This is a genomic window from Mesorhizobium quangtriensis (assembly GCF_040081925.1).
Classification (GTDB): Bacteria; Pseudomonadota; Alphaproteobacteria; order Rhizobiales; family Rhizobiaceae; genus Mesorhizobium_K; species Mesorhizobium_K quangtriensis.
Window position 1 is genome coordinate 1,664,141 of sequence record NZ_JBEBMF010000001.1, and the last position, 19,876, is coordinate 1,684,016.

The 19,876-nt window shown below is 63.0% G+C and carries 19 protein-coding genes and 2 tRNA genes; 8 read left to right on the top strand and 13 right to left on the bottom strand.

What is annotated here, in order from left to right; all coding sequences use genetic code 11:
• Nucleotide 1 precedes the first annotated feature (1 nt).
• Entirely contained in the window at nt 2–1,252 is a 1,251-nt protein-coding gene (locus ABMA32_RS08105) for a D-amino acid dehydrogenase (protein ID WP_349013189.1), read from the top strand.
• Between the two features lie 9 nt (nt 1,253–1,261).
• Here the strand turns inward: ABMA32_RS08105 and ABMA32_RS08110 are convergent, their stop codons facing one another.
• The 3 genes from ABMA32_RS08110 to ABMA32_RS08120 all read right to left on the bottom strand — a co-directional run bounded on the left by ABMA32_RS08110 (nt 1,262) and on the right by ABMA32_RS08120 (nt 6,432).
• Nucleotides 1,262–1,708 (bottom strand): cupin domain-containing protein, encoded by a 447-nt coding sequence (locus tag ABMA32_RS08110; protein ID WP_349013190.1) that lies wholly within the window; start codon nt 1,706–1,708, stop codon nt 1,262–1,264.
• Nucleotides 1,709–2,053: 345 nt separating this feature from the next.
• Nucleotides 2,054–5,230 carry an efflux RND transporter permease subunit gene (locus ABMA32_RS08115; RefSeq protein ID WP_349013191.1) on the bottom strand — a complete coding sequence of 1,059 codons (3,177 nt, stop codon included), beginning with the start codon at nt 5,228–5,230 and terminating at the stop codon, nt 2,054–2,056.
• Nucleotides 5,227–6,432: an efflux RND transporter periplasmic adaptor subunit gene (locus tag ABMA32_RS08120; RefSeq protein WP_349013192.1), complete on the bottom strand. Its 1,206-nt coding sequence runs from the start codon at nt 6,430–6,432 to the stop codon at nt 5,227–5,229. The genes ABMA32_RS08115 and ABMA32_RS08120 overlap by 4 nt, the downstream gene beginning before the upstream one ends.
• Before the next feature lie 191 nt (nt 6,433–6,623).
• Here ABMA32_RS08120 and ABMA32_RS08125 point away from each other — a divergent pair, with 191 nt between their 5' ends.
• The 4 genes from ABMA32_RS08125 (at nt 6,624) to ABMA32_RS08140 (ending at nt 9,954) form a co-directional block, all read left to right on the top strand.
• On the top strand, nt 6,624–7,295 hold the full coding sequence (locus ABMA32_RS08125) for a ceramidase domain-containing protein (protein ID WP_349013193.1): 672 nt from the start codon (nt 6,624–6,626) through the stop codon (nt 7,293–7,295).
• Nucleotides 7,296–7,491: 196 nt separating this feature from the next.
• Nucleotides 7,492–8,769 carry a porin gene (locus ABMA32_RS08130; protein WP_349013194.1) on the top strand — a complete coding sequence of 426 codons (1,278 nt, stop codon included), beginning with the start codon at nt 7,492–7,494 and terminating at the stop codon, nt 8,767–8,769.
• 11 nt (nt 8,770–8,780) lie between these two features.
• Nucleotides 8,781–9,548, top strand: coding sequence for a FecR family protein (locus ABMA32_RS08135; RefSeq protein WP_349013195.1), 768 nt, complete (start codon nt 8,781–8,783; stop codon nt 9,546–9,548).
• A gap of 121 nt (nt 9,549–9,669) precedes the next feature.
• On the top strand, nt 9,670–9,954 hold the full coding sequence (locus ABMA32_RS08140) for a hypothetical protein (RefSeq protein WP_349013196.1): 285 nt from the start codon (nt 9,670–9,672) through the stop codon (nt 9,952–9,954).
• 209 nt (nt 9,955–10,163) lie between these two features.
• Here the strand turns inward: ABMA32_RS08140 and ABMA32_RS08145 are convergent.
• The 8 genes from ABMA32_RS08145 to ABMA32_RS08180 form a co-directional block, all read right to left on the bottom strand.
• Nucleotides 10,164–10,239, bottom strand: a tRNA-Phe gene (locus tag ABMA32_RS08145).
• Nucleotides 10,240–10,371: 132 nt separating this feature from the next.
• Nucleotides 10,372–10,599 carry a DNA gyrase inhibitor YacG gene (gene yacG, locus ABMA32_RS08150; RefSeq protein ID WP_349013197.1) on the bottom strand — a complete coding sequence of 76 codons (228 nt, stop codon included), beginning with the start codon at nt 10,597–10,599 and terminating at the stop codon, nt 10,372–10,374.
• A gap of 52 nt (nt 10,600–10,651) precedes the next feature.
• Nucleotides 10,652–11,281, bottom strand: a complete 630-nt coding sequence (locus ABMA32_RS08155; RefSeq protein ID WP_349013198.1) for a Maf-like protein — start codon at nt 11,279–11,281, stop codon at nt 10,652–10,654.
• 24 nt (nt 11,282–11,305) lie between these two features.
• Nucleotides 11,306–11,524 carry a translation initiation factor IF-1 gene (gene infA, locus ABMA32_RS08160; RefSeq protein ID WP_019172992.1) on the bottom strand — a complete coding sequence of 73 codons (219 nt, stop codon included), beginning with the start codon at nt 11,522–11,524 and terminating at the stop codon, nt 11,306–11,308.
• 112 nt (nt 11,525–11,636) lie between these two features.
• The gene (locus ABMA32_RS08165) at nt 11,637–12,092 is read right to left on the bottom strand and encodes an arsenate-mycothiol transferase ArsC (protein WP_349013199.1); all 456 of its coding nucleotides are present in this window, start codon (nt 12,090–12,092) and stop codon (nt 11,637–11,639) included.
• Complete coding sequence (locus ABMA32_RS08170; RefSeq protein WP_349013200.1) at nt 12,089–12,574, bottom strand: UPF0262 family protein; 486 nt, start codon at nt 12,572–12,574, stop codon at nt 12,089–12,091. The genes ABMA32_RS08165 and ABMA32_RS08170 overlap by 4 nt, the downstream gene beginning before the upstream one ends.
• Nucleotides 12,575–12,589: 15 nt before the next feature.
• On the bottom strand, nt 12,590–13,882 hold the full coding sequence (gene hisD / locus ABMA32_RS08175) for a histidinol dehydrogenase (protein ID WP_349013201.1): 1,293 nt from the start codon (nt 13,880–13,882) through the stop codon (nt 12,590–12,592).
• A 2-nt stretch (nt 13,883–13,884) separates the two neighbouring features.
• A complete protein-coding gene (locus ABMA32_RS08180; RefSeq protein WP_349013202.1) occupies nt 13,885–14,319 on the bottom strand; it encodes a DUF2948 family protein in 435 nt (144 codons plus the stop codon).
• A gap of 170 nt (nt 14,320–14,489) precedes the next feature.
• Between ABMA32_RS08180 and recQ the strand changes: the two genes are divergently transcribed.
• Nucleotides 14,490–16,304 carry a DNA helicase RecQ gene (gene recQ / locus ABMA32_RS08185; protein WP_349013203.1) on the top strand — a complete coding sequence of 605 codons (1,815 nt, stop codon included), beginning with the start codon at nt 14,490–14,492 and terminating at the stop codon, nt 16,302–16,304.
• A 27-nt stretch (nt 16,305–16,331) separates the two neighbouring features.
• Here recQ and murA read toward each other — a convergent pair whose 3' ends face one another.
• Both murA and ABMA32_RS08195 read right to left on the bottom strand, forming a co-directional pair.
• Nucleotides 16,332–17,624, bottom strand: coding sequence for a UDP-N-acetylglucosamine 1-carboxyvinyltransferase (murA, locus tag ABMA32_RS08190; protein ID WP_349013204.1), 1,293 nt, complete (start codon nt 17,622–17,624; stop codon nt 16,332–16,334).
• Between the two features lie 111 nt (nt 17,625–17,735).
• Nucleotides 17,736–17,957, bottom strand: a complete 222-nt coding sequence (locus ABMA32_RS08195) for a hypothetical protein (RefSeq protein WP_349013205.1) — start codon at nt 17,955–17,957, stop codon at nt 17,736–17,738.
• Nucleotides 17,958–18,107: 150 nt separating this feature from the next.
• Here ABMA32_RS08195 and ABMA32_RS08200 point away from each other — a divergent pair.
• Nucleotides 18,108–18,182: transfer RNA gene (locus ABMA32_RS08200), tRNA-Thr, on the top strand.
• Nucleotides 18,183–18,274: 92 nt separating this feature from the next.
• Nucleotides 18,275–19,789: a DUF6538 domain-containing protein gene (locus ABMA32_RS08205; RefSeq protein ID WP_349013206.1), complete on the top strand. Its 1,515-nt coding sequence runs from the start codon at nt 18,275–18,277 to the stop codon at nt 19,787–19,789.
• Nucleotides 19,790–19,876: the final 87 nt, after the last annotated feature.

Consider the following 19,876-nt stretch of genomic DNA (forward strand, 5'->3'; position numbering starts at 1 on the left):
CATGCGGATAGTGGTGCTTGGAGCCGGCGTCGTCGGCACGGCGGCGGCGTGGTGGCTGGCGCGGGACGGCCACGAAGTGGTCGTCCTCGAACGCCATGACGGTGCGGCCGAGGGCACGAGCTATGCCAATGCCGGCCTTGTGTCGCCGGGTGATGCAACCTCATGGGCGTCGCCTGCTGCTCTTAAAACCTTCTTCAGGGGGCTCTATCGGCCCGATCTCGGCATCCATGTCCGGCTGACGGCTGATCCCTACTTCTATCTCTGGACGCTGCGCTTCCTGCGCGAATGCACGACGCCAAGGCTGCGCGCGAACACACTGGTAAAGCTCAGGATGGCGCTTCACTCCCGCGACTGCATCAATCGCATCGAGGAAGAGACAGGCATCGCCTACGACCAGCGCAAGAAAGGTATTCTCTACTTCTTCCGCTCGCAGCAAAGCCTCGATACGGGGACGGACAACTATCGCTTCCTTGGCGAGCACGGCCTGCCGATCGAGATCGTCGACCGCCACCGCATCATCGAACTGGAGCCGGGACTGGCGGGAGCGGCGGAGAAGATCGCGGGCGGTGTGTACTCGCCAATCGATCAGACGGGCGACTCGCGTCTCTTCGCCACGCGGCTGGCCGCGCATGCGGCCGAAAAGTTCGGCGCGGATTTCCGCTTCGGGACCGTGGTCGAGACGCTCGATATCGAGGGCGGAAGGGTGAGGGCAGTGCGCACCTCGAAAGGACCGGTCGAGGCCGACGCCTTCGTGCTGTCGCTGGGACCGGAAAGCGGCATCTTCGGCCGACGACACGGCCTCGACCTGCCGGTCTATCCGGTAAAGGGTTATGCGGCGACGATCCCGCTCGACGATCCGTCGAAGGGCCCGACGATGGGCGGCGCCGACGAGGATCGTCTGATTGGTTATTCGCGTCTGGGCGACCGGTTGCGTCTGACCTCGACCGCCGAGTTCACCGGCTTCGACCACAGCCATAGCCCGAGGAATTTCCGCACCATGTTCGCGACCGGGCACGACCTTTTTCCCGGCGCATTCGATGAAAGCCGCGCTGAGATGTGGGCGGGCCTGCGGCCGATGATGCCGAGTTCTGTCCCGGTGTTCGGCCAGGCGAAATACCAGAATCTTTTCCTCAGCACCGGCCATGGCCATCTTGGCTGGACGATGGCGTCTGGGTCGGGCCAGTTCGTCGCCGACCTGGTCGCGGGGCGCAAGCCGCAGATTGATCCGAAAGGCCTGCTCTACGAGAACTGAACGCCAGACCTACTGCTTGAGAACTGTCGCCGGCGCGCCCTTCGCAACCTGGTCGATGACGACGAGCTTGACGGGGTCGGTGCCGATGTTGGAGCCCTGGTGCCACTGGTCCACCATCTCGACGATGAAGTCGCCGGCCTTGAATGTGTCGCTCTGGCCGGTGTCGACATTGGTGACCTGAAGCGTTCCGGCGAGGACGTAGGCGTAGCGTGGGAAGGGATGCTTGTGGACGGGCAGCGTCGCGCCCGGCGCGATCTCGAAGATGGAGGCGGCGACCTCAACGTTTCCTTGTGGCAGCACGATCGGTTGTCCGGTGGAGGTGACCGAGGTCGACCTGATCGGCGTGACGACGACAGGCTGCGTGGAACTGTCCAGCGCCTGCGCCGTTGGCAGTGAAAGACAGACTGCCCAAAGAGAACCCACAACGAGTGCAGGGCCTGACACGAATTTCCGCATGAATCCCCTCCGCGAATTTGTGCCGCACCATAACAGAAGCCGGCTGTGCGCAAACCCGACCCTGAGCGGATTGCTCCGGGCATATCGAGTGGCTTTCAGGGAAGGGTAGCGAGGGCCGGCGCCTAGCTGGGGGCTTGGGAGTGGGCGGCGCCGGCCATGCGGAGGGTGGTCCGCCGCGAGGTCATAAGACACTGACTGGCCGGACAGCGCTATTACGTTATCGCACCATATAGTTAAGTGCCGGTGGATGAATGGGTTTCAATTTGACGACCGCCGATTCCGCAATTGATGGTTGTATAGACAAGCCAAATCGTTGTTTCAATTTGATAATTATCCTCCGGATATCTATCCGGGTTGGCTTTCCGCTACGGGACCCGCAGGCGTCGATCTGACTGGGAACAGCCTCCGCAGCACAACATAGAAGACAGGCGTCAGGAACAGCCCGACTATCGTAACGCCGAGCATTCCCGAGAAGACCGCCGTGCCGAGCGCGCGCCGCATCTCCGCGCCAGGCCCGGTTGCGATGACCAGCGGCACCACGCCGAGGATGAAGGCGAAGGCGGTCATCAGGATCGGCCGCAGGCGCAGCCGGCACGCTTCGGCGACTGACTCCACCAGTGTTTCCCCGCGTTCCTGCGCTTGTCGCGCGAATTCCACGATCAGGATGGCGTTCTTGGCCGCAAGGCCGATCAGAACGACCAGACCGATTTGCACGAGGATGTTGTTGTCCATGCCTCGCAACGAGACGCCGATGAGCGCCGCCAGCACGCCAAGTGGCACCACGAGGATGATGGCGAACGGGATCGTCCAGCTTTCGTACTGGGCAGAGAGCGCGAGGAAAACGAACAGCACGGAAAGACCGAAGATGAAGATCGCCGTGTTGCCGGTGCTGCTCTCCTGCAGTGCCAGTTCCGTCCATTCGAACGAGGTGCCGGGCGGCAGGGTCTGGTGTGCGATCTCGGCCATCCTGTCGAGTGCCTCGCCGCTGGACACGCCGGGCGCGGCGTTGCCCTGCACTGGCACCGACACATACATGTTGTAGCGCTGCACAAGCGTCGGGCCGGAGACGTCGCGGATTTCGACCAGCGTACCGAGCGGTACCAGCGCGCCATCCTCCGAGCGCACCTTCAGCCGCAATATGTCCTCGCGCTCGATGCGGAACTGCTGGTCCGCCTGCGCCTGCACCTGATAGACACGGCCGAATGCGTTGAAGTCGTTGACGTAGGCCGCGCCGAGATTGATCGACAGCGTTTCGAAGATCTGCGGGATCGAGACGTTGAGGATGCGCGCCTTGTCGCGGTCGATGGCCAGGAAGAATTGCGGGCTCGATGCCGAGAAGGTGGTGAAGACGCCGGCGAGCCCTGGCGTCTGGTTTGCCTTGCCGACGATTTCGTAGGCGAGCGCCAGGATCGGTCGCATGTCGGCGCTGTTGCGCTCCTGCAACTGCATCTTGAAGCCGCCGGAATTGCCGATGCCAGGGACCGGCGGCGGCGGCACGGCAATGATGAACGCCTCCTGGATCGCTTGCAGCGACCCGAACAGCGTGCCGATGATCTGGTCTGCCGATTGTCCGTGCGCGAGGCGTTCCTCGAAGGGCTGGAACGCTGCGAAGATGACGCCGGCATTGCTGGCGTTGGTGAAGGTGGCGCCCGAGAAGCCGGCGAAGGCGACGGCGTCCCTGACACCCGGCGTCTTCTGGATGATCTCGGAAGCTTGACGTATGACCTTGTCGGTCCGGCCGAGAGATGCCCCATCGGGCAGTTGCACCACAACGATCGCATAGCCCTGGTCGAGCGTTGGGATGAAGCCGGTGGGTACGGTCTGCAGCATATGCACAGTGGCGTAGATCAGCGCGGCGAACACCGCGAGCATGATCAGCAGCGCCGTCCATGTGCCGACTAGCAGCCGGACGATACTGGCATACCATTCGCTAAGCCGCTCGAAGCCGCGGTTGAAACCGTCCGCGAGCGACTGGACGACGCGGGCCGGCCAGAAGCGCGACGGCTCCGCATGGGCGTCGTGCGGCTTGAACAGCACCGCCGCCAGCGCCGGCGACAGCGTCAGCGAATTGAAGGCCGAGATGATCGTCGCCACCGCGATGGTGACGGCGAACTGCCGGTAGAACTGGCCGGTGATTCCGGGAATGAAGGCTGTGGGAACGAACACAGCCGTGAGCACGAGCGAGATGGCGATGACGGCCGCGCCGACCTCGTTCATCGTACGGTGCGCCGCGGTCTTGGGATCATAGCCGAGACGGATGTTGCGCTCGACATTCTCGACGACCACGATGGCGTCGTCGACCACAATGCCGATTGCGAGAACGAGGCCGAAGAGGGTGAGCATGTTGAGCGAGAAGCCGAGCCCGTAGAGCACCGCAAGCGTTCCGATCAGCGAGACCGGAATCGCCACGATCGGCACGATCGCCATGCGCCAGCTCTGCAGGAAGACGATGATGACGATGACGACCAGCGCAATAGCCTCGAGGATGGTCTTGTAGACCTCGTTGATGGATTCGGCGATGAACTCGGTCGGGTTGTAGACAATGTCGTAGGTCAGGCCCGGCGGAAAATCCTTCGCCAGTTCGGCGATGGTCGTCTGGATCTCGTGGGCGGAGGCGAGCGCGTTGGTGCCTGGCCGCTGGAAGATGCCAAGCGCCACCGCGTTCTTGCCGTTGAGGTATGAGTTGGTGACGTAGTCGCGCGCGCCGAGTTCGATTCTCGCCACGTCGCGCAGCGTGATGATGCGCCCGTCCTCGGCCTTGACGATCACATAGCGGAAGTCGCGCGCGTCGTCGAAGCGCCCTTGCGTCGTCACCGTGTACTGGAAAGCTGAACCGCCATCATTGGGCGGCGCACCGATGGACCCGCCCGACACCTGCACGTTCTGCTCGCGCAGCGCCTGCACGACGTCGCCGGCCGTCATGCCGAGCGCCGACAGCTTCTCGGGATCGAGCCAGATGCGCAGCGAATATTCGCGCTCGCCGAAGATCAGCAGATTGCCGACGCCATCGAGGCGCAGCAGCACGTCGCGCACCCGTGAGCGCGCATAGTTCGATACGTAGAGCTGGTCGTATGTGTCGTCGGGCGACAGCATGTGGATGACCATCATCAGGTCGGGCGAACTCTTGTTCGTCACCACGCCCTGACGGCGCACTTCCTCGGGCAACCTCGGCTCCGCAGTGGCGACCCTGTTTTGGACAAGCACCTGCGCCTGGTCGAGGTCGGTGCCAAGCTCGAAGGTGATGGTGAGCTGCATCGAGCCGTCGTCGGCCGAGTAGGAGGACATGTAGAGCATGTTCTCGACGCCGTTGACCTCCTGCTCCAGAGGCGTGGCGACTGTAGCTGCGACTGTCTCGGCGTCAGCTCCGGGATAGCTCGCCTGCACGACGATGGTGGGCGGCGCGATCTCGGGATATTGCGCGACCGGAAGCAGCGTGTAGGCGATGCCGCCGACGATGAGCAGCACGATCGACAGGACCGATGCGAAGATCGGCCGGTCGACGAAGAAATGGGAGAAGCTCATTGGGCGGCTCCGGTCCCCTCGGTCTCTGTCCCGGCCGCTTCAGGCGGCAGAGTGACGATGTCCGCCTTCACCTTGACGCCGGGTCTGACCCGCATCAGCCCGCTGATGATCACGGTTTCATCGCCCGTCAGCCCTTCACGAATGACCCGGTAGCCGTGGTTGCGTGGCCCGGGCCGCACCGGCTTGGCGCTGACATTGCCCTCGGCATCGACGACATAGACGATGCGCCTGTCCTGATCGGCGCCGATGGCTTCGTCCGGCAGCATGACGCCCCGATAGGGCAGGGACCCCGGCACGTTGATGCGGCCGAACATTCCGGGCTGCAGCATGTCATCCGGATTGTCGAAGCGCGCGCGCACCCGCACCGTTCCGGTGCCAGCGGCGATCCGGTTCTCGGCGAAGTCGAGTTTGCCTTTGAAGGAATTGTTCTCACGGTCGGCGATCCTGACGGTCACCTCGAGCCCGCCGGCGCCCTCCTGCAGCGAGCCGCCGCGCTTGCGTGCGTCCTCGGCATAGGCGAGGTAGAGCCGCTCATCCACGTCGAAATAGAAGTCGATCGGGTTCTGCGTGACGATCGTCGTCAGCAGAGTCGAATCCGCCTGCACAAGATTGCCGACCGAGACGAGGCGGCGATCAATGCGTCCCGACAGGGGAGCCTTGATTTCGGTGAATTCGAGATTGAGGCTTGCCGTTTTGAGGTCGGCGGTCGCGCCCTGAAAGCCTGCTTCGGCGGCGAGGTATTCGCGCCGCCTGTCATCGAGTGTGGATGTCGAAAGATTGCCGCTCTTGGCGAGGTCCTCGGCCCGCTGCAGCTGCAGCTTCGTGAAGTCGAGCAGGCTGGTTGCGATATCGACGCGCGATTTCGCGGCGTCGAATGCTGCCTGGAAGGGTCGCCGGTCGATGGTGAAGAGCAGTTCGCCCTGATTGACGATGGCGCCGTCGGTGAAATGCACCTGTTCGAGATAACCGCCGACGCGCGAGCGGATAGCCACCTCGTTGACGGCCTCGAACCTGCCGACGAACTCGTCGTCCTCGACGATGTCCGCGACAACGGGCTTCGCCGCCGTGACCGTCGGCGGCTCTTGCTGCGCGAAGGCGGTCAGGGGTAGCAGGAAAACGCCGACGAGAAGGCAGGTGCGAAATGCACTTTTTCGAAGGGAAACGATCCGGCCAGAGTCCAGATGCTTGTCCTGCCGGGTCATGCAGCCCTCATGGCGCTATGCGGTTGTTCGACCAAGCTGGCATAAGCCGGAGTGCAGCGCAACATGGTCCTGCGGCACGCCGGTTCGACAGTCTGCGACACGCGAACATACGTATCGGTCTACCCCCGGTTGTATCTTTGGTATGTCGCCTGTAGCTGTCGGGAATCGCCGCCGATTCGGAGAGCTCGCGAATGGATGAACTGCTGGACCCGCTGGACATCTATTGCGAACGCATGACTGCAACGCTGTGGGCCGAGCCCGTCAATGCGCTGACGAACCTGCTCATCGTCGCGGCGGGCCTCTTCGGCCTCGCGCAGGTACGCGCCAGGAAGACCGGCGTGTTCGCGGAAGTCCTGTGCTGGTGGGTCGTGGCGATCGGTGCGGGATCGTTCCTGTTCCATACATTTGCAGTCAAGCTGACGATGTGGGCGGACATCGTTCCGATCGCCAGCTTCACTGTAGCCATGGCGCTTTTTGCGCTGCGGCGCTTCGCCGGCCTGAGTTGGCCGAGGACGATCAGCTATTTCGTCATTTACTTCGTCGCGATTTCCATCGTGACCTACATGCTTCCGCCCTCCGTGCATGAGGCGACCAACCGGACGACGATCTATCTGCCGGCGCTCGGTGGCTTTGTGTTCTGCGGCGTTGTAGCGCTGGCACATCGGGGGCCCGGCGGTTGGTATGCGCTGGCCTGCGCCGCAATTCTCCTGGCAGGTTTCTTCTTCCGCGCTATCGACCAGGACGTCTGTGACGCGTTTCCGCTCGGGACTCACTTCATGTGGCACGTCCTCATTGCCGTGATGCTTGCTGTTAATCTTGTGGGGGTGGCTCGCCACGGAGCTCCACGCTCGCGCACCCTGTGATTGTACGGTTTAATAAAAATATTCCAAGGGTTGCATCTGTAGCAAAAGTGCAACAGAAACCTGACGATAGGTCAACCTGGACAGCGACATCAGATGGTTACCGTTGCGGTTTACGCCGAACTGCCGCACACATTCTGGACTCCAGAAAGTCGCGGTATTGTCTGCATCACTCCGACTGACGAAGCCGAGGTCAAGCATGCTTTTGAGACGGCCCACCCTGGCACTGTCGGCGGCGCTGTTGACCGTTTCGGCTGCCCGCGCCGCCGATGCGGTGGTTATCGCCGAACCCGAACCCATGGAATACGTCCGCATCTGCGATACCTATGGAACAGGGTTCTATTACATCCCTGGCACAGAGACCTGCCTGAAGATCTCGGGCTACATGCGCTTCGACGCTGGCGTAGGCGCTTTCGGGCTAACCGATATTGTAGATAGGAAAGACTGGGCGAACGACGAGTACGGCTGGTGGGAGGATTTCAACGACACTTATGACGTGCGTGCGCGCTTCCAGTTGCGCACCGACGCCCGACAGGAAACAGAACTCGGGACGTTGCGCGCCTACGCGGCGATCAACTTCCAGTACGACACGTATTCGTACATTCCCGAGGGGTATAGCGACGTTTGGGAGCAGTATCAGTTTACCGATACCGGCGATTCGGTCGAGATCGAGCACGCCTTTATCGAACTTGGAGGCTTCCGCGTAGGCAAGACGGATTCACTTTTCTCGACCTTTACGGGATACGGTGGCGGCGTCATCAACGACGACATCATTGGATACGGCCCCTACGGCACGCACCAGATTGCTTTCGGGTGGGAGAGCGGAAACGGCTTGGGCATAGCGGTCGCGCTTGAAACCGGGAATGGCGACATCATCGCCCCATTTATTCCTGCAAGTGTTGGCGAACCAAACCTCTACACCATCGACAGCTACACACCGCACGTCGTCGGCGGCATCGGCTGGCAGGGAGCCTGGGGTGGTGTATCGGCTGTCGCGGGCTATGACTCGGTCTGGGAGCAGGGTGCAGTCAAGGGCCGTGTGGACTTCTATCCCACCGACAGGCTGGCACTTTTTGCCATGGCCGGCTGGGGATCCTATGACAAGGATTATGTTAGCCCAGTTGAATATCCGTGGGACCCCAACCAATGGGAAGCTAGCGTGGTCAAGGACAGCCCGAATTACTACGCTCCTTGGGGTGGAAGCTGGGCCGTTTGGGGTGGCGGGTCTTTCGTAGCGACCGATAAGGCAACGTTCAACGTTCAGGTGTCGTACGACGAGATGGAGGATTTCGCCGTGGTGGCGAATGTCGCGTATGAACTTGTTCCCAATTTCACGATTACACCTGAAGTTGCCTATATCGACAATTTCAATGATGACCTTCCCTACGAACTCGATTTCTACGATGCGGACGATGCCAAAATCCCGACCCAAAATTGGGGCTTCTTCGTGCGCGCCCAGATGAACTTTGGCGGTTGACGGAGCGGGTCATGCGGGGATTGGCAAGAAAGTCGACGATAGCCGCGTCCGCAGCTCTGCTGTGGACATCGGTGGCATTCGCGCAGGAGCAGGTCGGTCAGGCGACCCTGATCAAGACCGCCGTCAGCGGCCCAAGCGGCCCGTTGGCGGTGCAGTCTCCGGTCTATCGCGACGAGCGCATCACGACGTCGCAGAGCGGCCTCGGCGAGTTCCTCTTCCGCGACGGGAGCAAATTTGCCGTGGGTGGCGGGTCATCCGTCGTACTCGATCGCTTTGTCTTCGACGACTCCAAGACCTTCAACCAGTTGACGCTCAATGCCGCGCGCGGATCGTTCCGCTGGATCAGCGGCAAGTCCAAGTCGCAGGCCTACGAGATCGTCACGCCGGCCGGTACGATCGGCGTGCGCGGAACCCGGCTGGACATTTTTATCGGCCCCAACGGCCAGACTTCGGTCGTGCTCCTTGAGGGCGCGGCGCAATTCTGCGGGGCCAGCGGTTGCGAGGAGTTGCGGCGCCGCTGCGACGTGATCGTCGCGACGCCGGGCGGCCAGGTGAGCGATCCCTCGCGCGTAAACCGCGACATCTTCCAGACAGTTGGCACCGACAACGCCTTCCCGTTCCTCTCCGGCCGCCAGCGGCTGACGCGCAGCTTTTACGGTTTTGCCAGCGGCAGTTGCGGCCTTGGTGGAGCGCGCGGCGGTCTCAACCGCACCGATCCGAGCGGGGCTGACAGGCCCGAACGGCCGAAGGCTGCGGCAGGCTACAGCGGCGGCAACTGAAGTCTGATTTGGCATTCCAGCTTCCTGATCGCATCGCGAGAGAACTTTGTTTGTGAGTGGCGCGGTCGATTTTGTCGGCCGCCCGCGCTATTGTATTGGTGAACGCCGAAGGGAGCCGGACATGGCAGGCATAGCGTCACGACAGGCGACATTCGCAGTTATTTCGTTGGCTTGCTCTCTTGCGGCCCTGTCGACGGCGGCCCAGGCGCAATCCGAATTGTCTGACGCGGCGGCTCTGGTCGCCGACCAAATTCGCCAGCAAGGTTATGCCTGCGAGGAGCCTGCAAGCGCCACGCAGGACCCGTCCGTCGAAGACGACTCTATCTGGACACTGACCTGCGCCGATGCCACCTATCGCGTGAGGCTTGTCCCCGATCAGGCCGCGCAGGTTGAGAAGCTGAAGTAGCAAAGCATCAAGCGTAACGGTGTCGCCGAGCAAGTGCGCCGCGGCGAACTATCGCGATGGCGGAGCCCTAGCTCTCCCGGAGCGCGTGGTGGAGGAAACCGTGCGATATAAGAACAAGGCCGGTCGGCGCAGCAGGGCTCTAGATCTTTTGCCTCTGAGCGGCTCCGATTTTTCGGGCAATGCAACAGAGAAACTTCAATTGGCTGACGTGGTGCCCAGGGGCGGAATCGAACCACCGACACGCGGATTTTCAATCCGCTGCTCTACCAACTGAGCTACCTGGGCATCCTTCCGATGGGGCTGGAAACCCGACCGGAGCAGGAGGATGAACCTCCCGGAAAGCGGGTGGGTTATAGCACGGGAAATCGGCCTGTCCAGCGTCCCACGATGGGTTTTTGACGGTCGTTACGTCAGCCTTCAATCCTGGCCGTCGGCGCCGCCGGGCGAAGGGGACTCGGGCTTGCCGACTTCGTCCTCGTCGTCGCGTCCTGGGATGACATAGGCGCCGGTCAGCCAGCGGTTGAGATCGACATTCTTGCAGCGCGGCGAGCAGAAGGGATAGTGCTCGCGCGAAGACGGGTTGCCGCATTCGGGGCAGGGACGTTTGGGCCGGAGTGGGGTGACGGTCGCGCCGGGACTTTTCATCGGGCAGGAGATAGTGCGACTTCCGGCGAAAGCCAAGCCGTCAGGACTGCGGTCAGCCTCTGGCCCCGGACAGCCAGTTGAAATGCACCTGATAGCCGTCGGCGTTGAGCAGCCCGACCGTCTCGTAGAGCGGCAGGCCGACGACGTTGGTGTAGGAGCCGACCAGCTTGACGACGAACGTGCCGGCGAGCCCCTGGATGGCGTACCCGCCAGCCTTGCCGCGCCATTCGCCCGAAGCGAGGTAGCTTTCGAGTTCTTCGCGGCTGATACGCTTGAAGCGCACCCGCGATTCCACCAGCCGCAGCCGGAACTTGCCCGACGGCGTGACGAGGCAGACGCAGGAATAGACTCGGTGCGTTCGGCCCGACAGGAGCTGCAGGCTGTTCGACGCCTCGTCGATCATCTCCGCCTTGGGCATGATGCGCCGGCCAAGCGCCACGACCGTGTCCGCAGCGAGGATGAAGCAGGGCTGGTAATCGGCCTCGCTTTTCAACGAAGCCAGCGCCTTCTCGCCCTTCTCGCGCGCCAGTCGCTTGGCGAGCGAGCGCGGATGTTCGGAACGCTGCGGCGTCTCGTCGATGTCAGCGGGCAGAAGCCGGTCCGGCTCAATGCCGGCCTGCTGCAAGAGCTCGATGCGGCGCGCCGAACCCGATGCGAGGACAAGCTTCTGGAAAACGCTCATTGCGAGACGGCTCCGCGGCCTGGCTTATTTGAAGCGGTAGGTGATGCGGCCCTTGGTCAGGTCGTAAGGGGTCATCTCGACGAGCACCTTGTCGCCGGTCAGCACGCGGATGCGGTTCTTGCGCATGCGGCCGGCCGTGTGGGCGATGATCTCGTGTTCGTTCTCGAGCTTCACCCTAAACATGGCGTTGGGTAGCAGTTCGGTCACCGTTCCCGGGAATTCCAGGACTTCTTCCTTCGGCATTCTTTACCTTTTGGTTGGACAGGTCTGGTTGGACAGATCTCCGGCGCCGGGGTTCGGCGCCCGTCCGGAAGTGCGCGGAACCTATATGATAGAGGCGCCCGTGTGAACAAGCCTATTCGTTGCCGATTTTGCCGGTTTCCAGCCCAAATCGTTCCCGGATGCGGGCTTTCAGCCTGTCGCGCATGTCCCGGTAGGCGTCCAGAACCTGTTCTCGCGAGCCCTGCGTCGCGGTCGGATCGACCGTCGGCCAGTATTCGACCTCACTGGCCAGCGTCCGCGTCATATCGAGCGCGGCATGGTGCGCCTCGGGCGAAAGCGTGACGATCAGGTCGAAATAATCGTCCTCCAGCTCGTCCAGCGTGCGGGACCGGCGTTCCTGTGGTTCGAAGCCTTCTTCCGCCAGAACGACATCCACGAAAGGGTCGGCTTCCCCCAACTGCACACCGGCGGACGCGATGAAGGTTGAGGGCGGCAGCAGATGCCGCGCCAGCCGCTCGGCGACGGGGGAGCGCACGGCGTTGCGGCCGCAGACGAACAGCAGGGAGCGGGGGAGGCTGCTGTCCGTCATCCGCGCCAGTGCAGCACGCAGACGAGCGTGAAAAGCCGCCGCGCCGTGTCGAAGTCGATGTCGATCTTGCCCGACAGACGGTCCTTCAGGGTCTGCGACCCGTCATTGTGGAGCCCGCGCCGGCCCATATCGATAGCCTCGATCTGCGAGGGGGTCGAATTGCGGATGGCCTGATAGTAGCTCTCGCAGATCATGTAGTAGTCCTTGACGATGCGCCGGAACGGCGTCAGCGACAGGATGTGGGTGACGACCGGCTCGCCGTTCTCGCGCGCGATCGCGAAGACAAGGCGCGCCTCGACCAGCGACAGTCTCAGCCTGTAGGGGCCTTCGCCCGTATCGCCGACAGGGGCAAAGCTGTTCTCCTCGATCAGGTCAAAGATGGCCACCGCGCGCTCGTGCTCGACGTCGGGCGTCGAGCGGCCGATCGTGTCGTCGAGTTCGACGTCGATCAGGCGCGCGCGCTGCGGGTCGGGGCGATCCATGGATCTACATCGGCGCTACATGTTGAGCCGTATGGCGACGGAGCGCCCGTGCGCGTCCAGTCCTTCGGCGGTGGCGAGCGCGATCGCGGCCGGCCCGAGCTTGCGCAACTGGTCAGGCCCGAGCTTCAGGACAGAGGTGCGCTTGACGAAATCGAGCACGGAAAGGCCCGACGAGAAGCGCGCCGAACGCGCCGTCGGCAGCACGTGGTTGGAGCCACCGACATAGTCGCCGATCACTTCGGGCGTATGACGACCGAGGAACACCGCGCCAGCATTGCGCATCCGGCCGAGGAACGCCTCGGCGTTCTCGATGGCGAGTTCCACATGCTCGGCCGCGATGCGGTCGACCAGCGGGATGGCGGCGAAGAGGTCGTCGACGAGGATGACCGCGCCGAAATCGCGCCAGCTGGCTGCGGCCGTTTCGGCGCGCGGCAGCGTCTTCAGTTGGCGTTCGACAGCGGCTTCCACCGCGCGGGCGAACTCGGCGTCGTCGGTCATCAGGATCGACTGCGCGGAAACGTCATGCTCGGCCTGCGCCAACAGGTCGGCGGCGATCCAGTCCGGATCGTTGTCGCGGTCGGCGACGACAAGCACCTCGGACGGGCCGGCGATCATGTCGATGCCGACGGTGCCGAACACCTGCCGCTTGGCGGCGGCGACATAGGCGTTGCCGGGGCCGACGATCTTGGCGACCGGGCTGATGGTTTCGGTGCCGTAGGCGAGGGCGGCGATCGCCTGCGCGCCGCCGACGCGGTAGATTTCGGAGACGCCCGCCAGATCGGCTGCCACCAGCACCAGCGGTTTGATGACGCCGCCGGATGCGGGCACCACGATGACGATGCGCTCGACGCCCGCGACAACGGCCGGCACGGCGTTCATCAGCACCGAGCTTGGATAGCTCGCCGTGCCGCCCGGCACATAGAGGCCGACGGCCTCGATCGCAGTCCATCGCGAGCCGAGTTCGACGCCTGCCGCATCCACATAACGCTCGCTGACGGGCATCTGCCGCTCGTGATGTGAGCGGATGCGGTCGCGCGCGAACTTCAGTGCCTCGACTGTCGCTGGGTCGGCTTGCTCATAGGCGCGTGCGATGTCGGCCGGCGAAACCGCGATGCCGAGCGTGGCAAGGTCGGCGCGGTCGAAGCGCCGCGTATAGTCGACCAGCGCCGCATCGCCCTCGGCGCGCACGCGGGCGATGATGTCGCGCACAGCCGACTCGACGTCCGGCGATGCCTCGCGCTTGGCCCCGAGCAGCGTGGCAAACCGCGCCTCGAAATCCGCGTCGGAGCGATTGAGGGTGATCGCCATGGTCAGTCCTTGTGAGCGGGCCGGGACGAGGCGCCCCATGCCCCGCCGAGATCGGTCAGCCGCGCTTCCACGCATTCGACGCCGAGCCTGATGGTACCGCCTCCGGCGAAGACGAGGTCGATGCGGCCGGCCGGTGGGTCCGTTGGCGTGTAGGTAACGGCCAGCAGCGACAACACGTCGTCCGGCTTGCCGCGCGACACGCCCGAAATCTTCGCCGAAAGGACGCGGTCGAAATGCAGAATGCTGTTGCGGCGCTCGGGCTGCGGCTGCGTCAGGCTCGCCTCCTTCTCCCACGCGAAGCGGTACATGGGCACGACGAACTGCTTCGTCGCCGGCGTGAAATCGAGGTCGCCGACCTTCATCACCGCGTCCTGCACATGGGCGGAGACGATGCCGAGATCCTCTTCGTCGAGGGCAAGCAGTTTGAGCAGATCCATCGGGACGCCATCGGCCTGTCGTTGCGGTTCGGCCTAGTTATGCGGTCTTTGCAGGACGCGCAACCAGCAGGGGCTGTCGCTTGGCGGCTGTCCAGGAGAGGGCATCGAAGCTCGCAATCACGGCGAAGCTGCTATGAAGGATGTTTCCCTGATTCTCCATCCAGCCGCAGATGCGTTACAAAGCCCTCGAAATCCTCAAGACCGTCTATGGCTATGAAGCCTTCAGGGGACCGCAGGCGGACATCATCGAGCATGTCGTCGGCGGCAACAACGCCTTCGTGCTGATGCCGACGGGCGGCGGAAAGTCGCTATGCTACCAGATTCCGGCAATCGTCAGATCCGGAATGGGTCTGGTCGTGTCGCCGCTGCTGGCGCTGATGGCCGACCAGGTGGCGGCCTTGCGGCAGGCAGGCGTCAGGGCGGCCGCGCTTAATTCCGACCTGCCCGCCGACGAGCGGGGCGCGCTGTGGCGCGACATCCACGGGGGCAAGCTGGACCTGCTCTATGTCGCGCCCGAGACGCTGCTGCGCCCGGGCGTGCTGGAGCAACTTGAAAGGGTGAAGCTGTCGTTGGTCGCGATCGACGAGGCGCACTGCCTGTCGCAATGGGGGCATGATTTCCGACCATCCTACCGCCAGCTGGACGCGCTGGTGGAGCGCTTTGCCGACACGCCGCGCATGGCGCTGACGGCGACTGCCGACGGGCCGACGCGCGCGGAAATCCTGTCGCATCTTTCCATCGCCGAACCCGACGCCTTCATCGCCGGCTTCGACCGGCCGAACATCCGCTATGCGATCGAGGAGAAGGACAACCCGCGCGCCCAGCTGAAGGATTTCCTGAAACGCCACAAGGATGAAAGCGGCATCGTCTACTGTCTCTCGAAGCGCAAGACCGAGGAAACGGCCGCATGGCTGCGCGACCAGGGCTACGACGCGCTCGCCTACCACGCCGGCATGGACAAGGCGGCGCGCGAGGCCAACCAGACCCGCTTCCAGCGCGGCGAAGCTGTCATCATGGTCGCCACCATCGCCTTCGGCATGGGCATCGACAAGCCGGACGTGCGCTTTGTCGTCCATATCGACCTGCCGGGCAGCATCGAGGCCTTCTATCAGGAGACCGGCCGCGCCGGCCGTGACGGACTGCCGGCCGATACGCTGATGCTCTACGGCTCTGAGGACATCGCGCTGCGCAGCCGCTTCATTGAGGAATCGGATGCGCCGGACGAACGCAAACGCATGGAGCGCCAGAAGCTGGACGCGCTGCTGGGGCTCGCGGAAACGGCGGACTGTCGCCGGCGCGTGCTCCTGTCCTATTTCGGCGACCATTGCGAGCCGTGCGGCAATTGCGATACCTGCACCGAGCCGCCGAAACTGTTCGATGGGACCATTGCCGCGCAGAAGGCGCTCTCCTGCATCTACCGCACCGGCCAGCGGTTTGGTGCCGCCTATGTCGTCGATGTGCTGCTCGGCGCCACCAACGACCGTATCGCCCAGTTCGGCCATGACCGCATCTCGACCTTCGGCATCGGTACGGAACACGACAGCCGCACCTGGCGGGCGATCCTGCGCCAGCTGATCGCGCTGCGCCTCGTCGACGTCGATTTCGCCGGCCATGGCGGGCTGTCGATCTCCGAGGCCGGAGCTGACTTCCTGCGCGACAAGCCGACGCTGATGCTGCGCGTGCCCTCAGCCCCGCGCGCCCGAGGGGAAAGGGTTGGACGTGACAAGGTCCGGCGCGGCGAGGCGCAATCCGCAATCAGCGAGTCAGATCGTGAGCTGTTCCAGGCATTGCGTCAGAAACGCGTGGAAATCGCCCGCGCGCAGAACGTTCCGCCCTACGTGATCTTCCACGACAAGACGCTGATCGAACTGGCGGCTGCAAGGCCGTCGTCGCGCAGGGAGATGGCTGACGTGCCCGGTGTGGGCGAGACCAAGCTGGATCGCTACGGGCCGGCGTTTCTGGCTGTGATCGCCGAACACGCGTGAGGCGGTAGCTGCGTAAACAGCGTGCCGTCAGCCCGACAGCCGTTCGACCACGGCACCGCAGTTGGAGAGCTTGTCTTCAAGCCGCTCGAAGCCGCGATCAAGGTGATAGATGCGGCTGACCGTCGTTTCGCCCTCGGCCGCGAGGCCGGCGATCACAAGCGATACGGAAGCGCGCAGGTCGGTCGCCATCACGGGCGCACCCTTCAGCCGCGACACACCATCGACGATCGCCGTCTGGCCGGACAGCGATATATGCGCGCCGAGGCGGGCAAGCTCCTGCACATGCATGAAGCGGTTCTCGAAAATCGTCTCGGTAATGCGCGACTGGCCGCTCGCCATAGTCATCAGGCCCATAAACTGCGCCTGCAGGTCGGTCGGAAAACCGGGGAAGGGTTCGGTGGTCACGTCGATCGCGCGCACGCCGTTGCCGTTGCGCTTCACGCGGATGCCGTCGTCCTGTTGGCTGATCTCGGCGCCGGTTTCCGTCAGGATGTCGATAGCGCGCTGCAACAGGTCGATGCGCCCGCCTTCCAGCACGACGTCGCCGCCGGTCATCGCGACCGCCATGGCGTAGGTGCCCGTCTCGATGCGGTCCGGGATGACGCGGTGGCGCGCGCCCGACAGCGAATCGACGCCCTCGATGGTGATCGTCGACGTGCCTGCGCCGGTGATCTTCGCGCCCATGGCGTTCAGGCATTCGGCGAGGTTGACGATCTCCGGCTCGCGCGCGGCGTTTTCTAGCACGGTCTCGCCCTTGGCGAGGGACGCCGCCATCAGGCCGACATGCGTGCCGCCCACGGTCACCTTGCCGAAACGATGGCGGTTGCCGACCAGCCGCTTGTTCTTCGCCCTGGCGATGGCATAGCCGCCCTCGATGTCGATCTCGGTGCCGAGCGACTGCAAAACTTCCAGTAGAAGGTCCACGGGCCGCGTGCCGATGGCGCAGCCGCCCGGCAGCGACACTTTGGCCTCGCCCATGCGCGCCAGAAGGGGGCCGATGACCCAGAAGGATGCGCGCATCTTCGACACCAGCTCGTAGGGAGCGGTGGTATCGACGATGTGCCGGGCAGAGAAGTTGATGGTGCGCGAATAGCCTTCCTGCTGCTTCTCGCGGCGGCCGTTGACCGAATGGTCGACGCCATGGTTGCCGAGGATGCGGATGAGCTGCTGAACGTCGGCCAGATCGGGCACATTCTCCAGCGTCAGCGTGTCGTCGGTGAGCAGCGAGGCGATCATCAGCGGCAGCGCTGCGTTCTTTGCGCCCGAGATCGGGATGCGGCCGTTTAGCTCGTTACCGCCCTTGACCCTGATGCTGTCCATGAGATTGTCCCCCGCCGGCAACCCGGCTCCGGTTCTAAAGACGCCCCTCTAAACCATCATATCAATCGGTTCAAGGAACAGGATTTTGCCGGGCCATGTGTCTGACCCGCGTCACGTGTCTCCGCCTTGCTTGCCCTCGAACGGCTTGCGCCCTGAAGACCCGGCCAGCCCTTCCGGCCTCTCGTCGGCCTCGCCGGTGCGCCGCGAGCGCGCCTGCGCCTTGCGGCGCTGCAGGTTGGCGCGCAATTCCTCGGCCAGCCGCGCCTTGCGGTCGGGTTTTGAAGCGCCTCCGGCTGCACCTTTCCCGTCCTTGGGATCGGGTCTGGAATCCATGCGAATGTCCCCTTGCGCCGGAATTCCGGCGCATCTCAATGTCTGCGGATCATTGTGGCCTCGTCATGACGCCGTGCGGACCAGTTCAGGCGATCCACAATAGCGCCTTGCGCTGGCGGGATCGATATGGCAGAAGCGCCGCGTTTACGGGCTGCCGTAGCTCAGTGGTAGAGCACTCCCTTGGTAAGGGAGAGGTCGAGAGTTCAATCCTCTCTGGCAGCACCATCTTTCCTTGTTGGAAATCAAAAAGATAGGCGCTATCAAAGGCTTGGAGACACCTCGGTTCTACACAGAGGTGCTACACAGTGGTCTTGCCTATGTCACGTCCCTTCAAGCATAAGAAAACTGGCGTCTATTATCTTCGCGAGCGCGTTCCAGCCGATTTGGTGGCTTTGGTCGGGCGGCGTGAAATCTGGAAGTCGCTTGGAACCAAAGAACCAGCGATAGCGAAAGAACGTCACGCCGAGGAAAAGAGGAAACTGGACCTACGCTGGAAAGCTCTGCGCTCCAAACCGGAACCTCTGCCCCATCAGCAATTGGTGGCACTCTCTGGAAAGCTCTATCGCCGTGTCATGGCGATAAATGAAGCCGAACCGGGCGAGCCGGAAATTTGGCAGCAGACACTTCGTATAGTCGGGGAAATCGACGGCCGCGCGGACGCAATGGAACAATGGTACGGGGAAAGCGCCGACGCGATCCTTCTGGAAGAAGGTCTCGTGACCGATAACTACAGCCGTGCTCGCCTAATCCAAGAAGCGCACAGTGCCTTTCGGCAAGCTGCCAATCAGCAGCTTAAACGGTCTCAAGGAGACTATCGGCCCGATCCTGCCGCCGGTCGCTTCCCCGAAATTGCGAAGCCCGATGGAGGTAAGAAGGCTGACGGTGTCAGTATACTCGACCTGTTCGAGTTGTGGGAGCGTGACCACTTGGCTGACGGGAAGGCGGCGCGGACGCCCCGCGATCACCGGCAGAAACTGGACGACCTTATCACCTTTTTGGGCCATGACGACGCCAAGCGGGTTTCTGCTAAAAACGTGTCGGACTGGACAGAGCATCTGCGTCACGAACGTGGGCTTGCTGCAAAGACCGTAGCCGACAAGTATCTGTCAGCGGTGAGGGCAGTGTTCGGATCGGGAGTCGCGAAGTTCCGGATTGACAGCAATCCGGCGGCACCCGTGAGTATCAGGGTTCCCAAGCGGAGAGTGGAGAGACCTAAAGGCTTCACTGACGAGGAGGCCGATCGGATCCTGAAAGCGTCGCTTGGGGCATTGGATGCAAGTGGGGACACCTCACAGGAGAACAGACTCGCTTATCGATGGCTACCTTGGATATGTGCTTACACCGGCTCACGCGCAGGTGAGATTGCGCAACTGCGCAAGGAGGATTTCGTGACGGAATACGGCGTGTCGTGCATTCGCATCACGCCGGAAGCGGGCACGGTCAAGACGGGACAATACCGGATTGTTCCTCTCCATCCGCATTTGATTAGTGCTGGACTGCACAAGCTGGTCAAAGGGGCTGCCGACGGTCCTCTGTTTTACAAGCCCAGTGGCCGAGTTCGGAAGGAGGGCAACTCACAAGCGAGTTCCGTCGTCGGCAAGGTGAGCAAATGGGTACGCGAAGTTGCAAAGGTCACAGACAAGCGCGTCCAGCCAAACCACGGATGGCGGCATCGCTTCAAGACTGTCGCTCGCGACGTTGGCATGGATATTCATTACGCCAACGTCATCCAAGGACATGCGGACGGAAGTGCTTCGACGGAGTATGGCGAGACAACGGTAAAAGCGATGCACCGAGAGATACGCAAGCTTCCCAGATACTGCGTGGGCTAATCACATTGTGAAACGTCGCGGGCTCTTCAACGGAATGCTCCGTGTCCGAGCCTTGAAAAAGATAACCCATTGGGATACATATCCGCC

Coding starts and splice junctions, on each gene's coding strand:
- ABMA32_RS08115 (WP_349013191.1), bottom strand. CDS start 5,230: ATGAGCTTCTCCCATTTCTTCGTCGACCGGCCGATCTTCGCATCGGTC.
- ABMA32_RS08130 (WP_349013194.1), top strand. CDS start 7,492: ATGCTTTTGAGACGGCCCACCCTGGCACTGTCGGCGGCGCTGTTGACC.
- ABMA32_RS08205 (WP_349013206.1), top strand. CDS start 18,275: ATGTCACGTCCCTTCAAGCATAAGAAAACTGGCGTCTATTATCTTCGC.
- recQ (WP_349013203.1), top strand. CDS start 14,490: ATGCGTTACAAAGCCCTCGAAATCCTCAAGACCGTCTATGGCTATGAA.
- ABMA32_RS08125 (WP_349013193.1), top strand. CDS start 6,624: ATGGATGAACTGCTGGACCCGCTGGACATCTATTGCGAACGCATGACT.
- ABMA32_RS08105 (WP_349013189.1), top strand. CDS start 2: ATGCGGATAGTGGTGCTTGGAGCCGGCGTCGTCGGCACGGCGGCGGCG.
- ABMA32_RS08180 (WP_349013202.1), bottom strand. CDS start 14,319: ATGGATCTGCTCAAACTGCTTGCCCTCGACGAAGAGGATCTCGGCATC.
- ABMA32_RS08135 (WP_349013195.1), top strand. CDS start 8,781: ATGCGGGGATTGGCAAGAAAGTCGACGATAGCCGCGTCCGCAGCTCTG.
- hisD (WP_349013201.1), bottom strand. CDS start 13,882: ATGGCGATCACCCTCAATCGCTCCGACGCGGATTTCGAGGCGCGGTTT.
- ABMA32_RS08110 (WP_349013190.1), bottom strand. CDS start 1,708: ATGCGGAAATTCGTGTCAGGCCCTGCACTCGTTGTGGGTTCTCTTTGG.
- ABMA32_RS08140 (WP_349013196.1), top strand. CDS start 9,670: ATGGCAGGCATAGCGTCACGACAGGCGACATTCGCAGTTATTTCGTTG.
- ABMA32_RS08155 (WP_349013198.1), bottom strand. CDS start 11,281: ATGAGCGTTTTCCAGAAGCTTGTCCTCGCATCGGGTTCGGCGCGCCGC.
- ABMA32_RS08165 (WP_349013199.1), bottom strand. CDS start 12,092: ATGACGGACAGCAGCCTCCCCCGCTCCCTGCTGTTCGTCTGCGGCCGC.
- ABMA32_RS08120 (WP_349013192.1), bottom strand. CDS start 6,432: ATGACCCGGCAGGACAAGCATCTGGACTCTGGCCGGATCGTTTCCCTT.
- ABMA32_RS08195 (WP_349013205.1), bottom strand. CDS start 17,957: ATGGATTCCAGACCCGATCCCAAGGACGGGAAAGGTGCAGCCGGAGGC.
- infA (WP_019172992.1), bottom strand. CDS start 11,524: ATGCCGAAGGAAGAAGTCCTGGAATTCCCGGGAACGGTGACCGAACTG.
- yacG (WP_349013197.1), bottom strand. CDS start 10,599: ATGAAAAGTCCCGGCGCGACCGTCACCCCACTCCGGCCCAAACGTCCC.
- ABMA32_RS08170 (WP_349013200.1), bottom strand. CDS start 12,574: ATGGATCGCCCCGACCCGCAGCGCGCGCGCCTGATCGACGTCGAACTC.
- murA (WP_349013204.1), bottom strand. CDS start 17,624: ATGGACAGCATCAGGGTCAAGGGCGGTAACGAGCTAAACGGCCGCATC.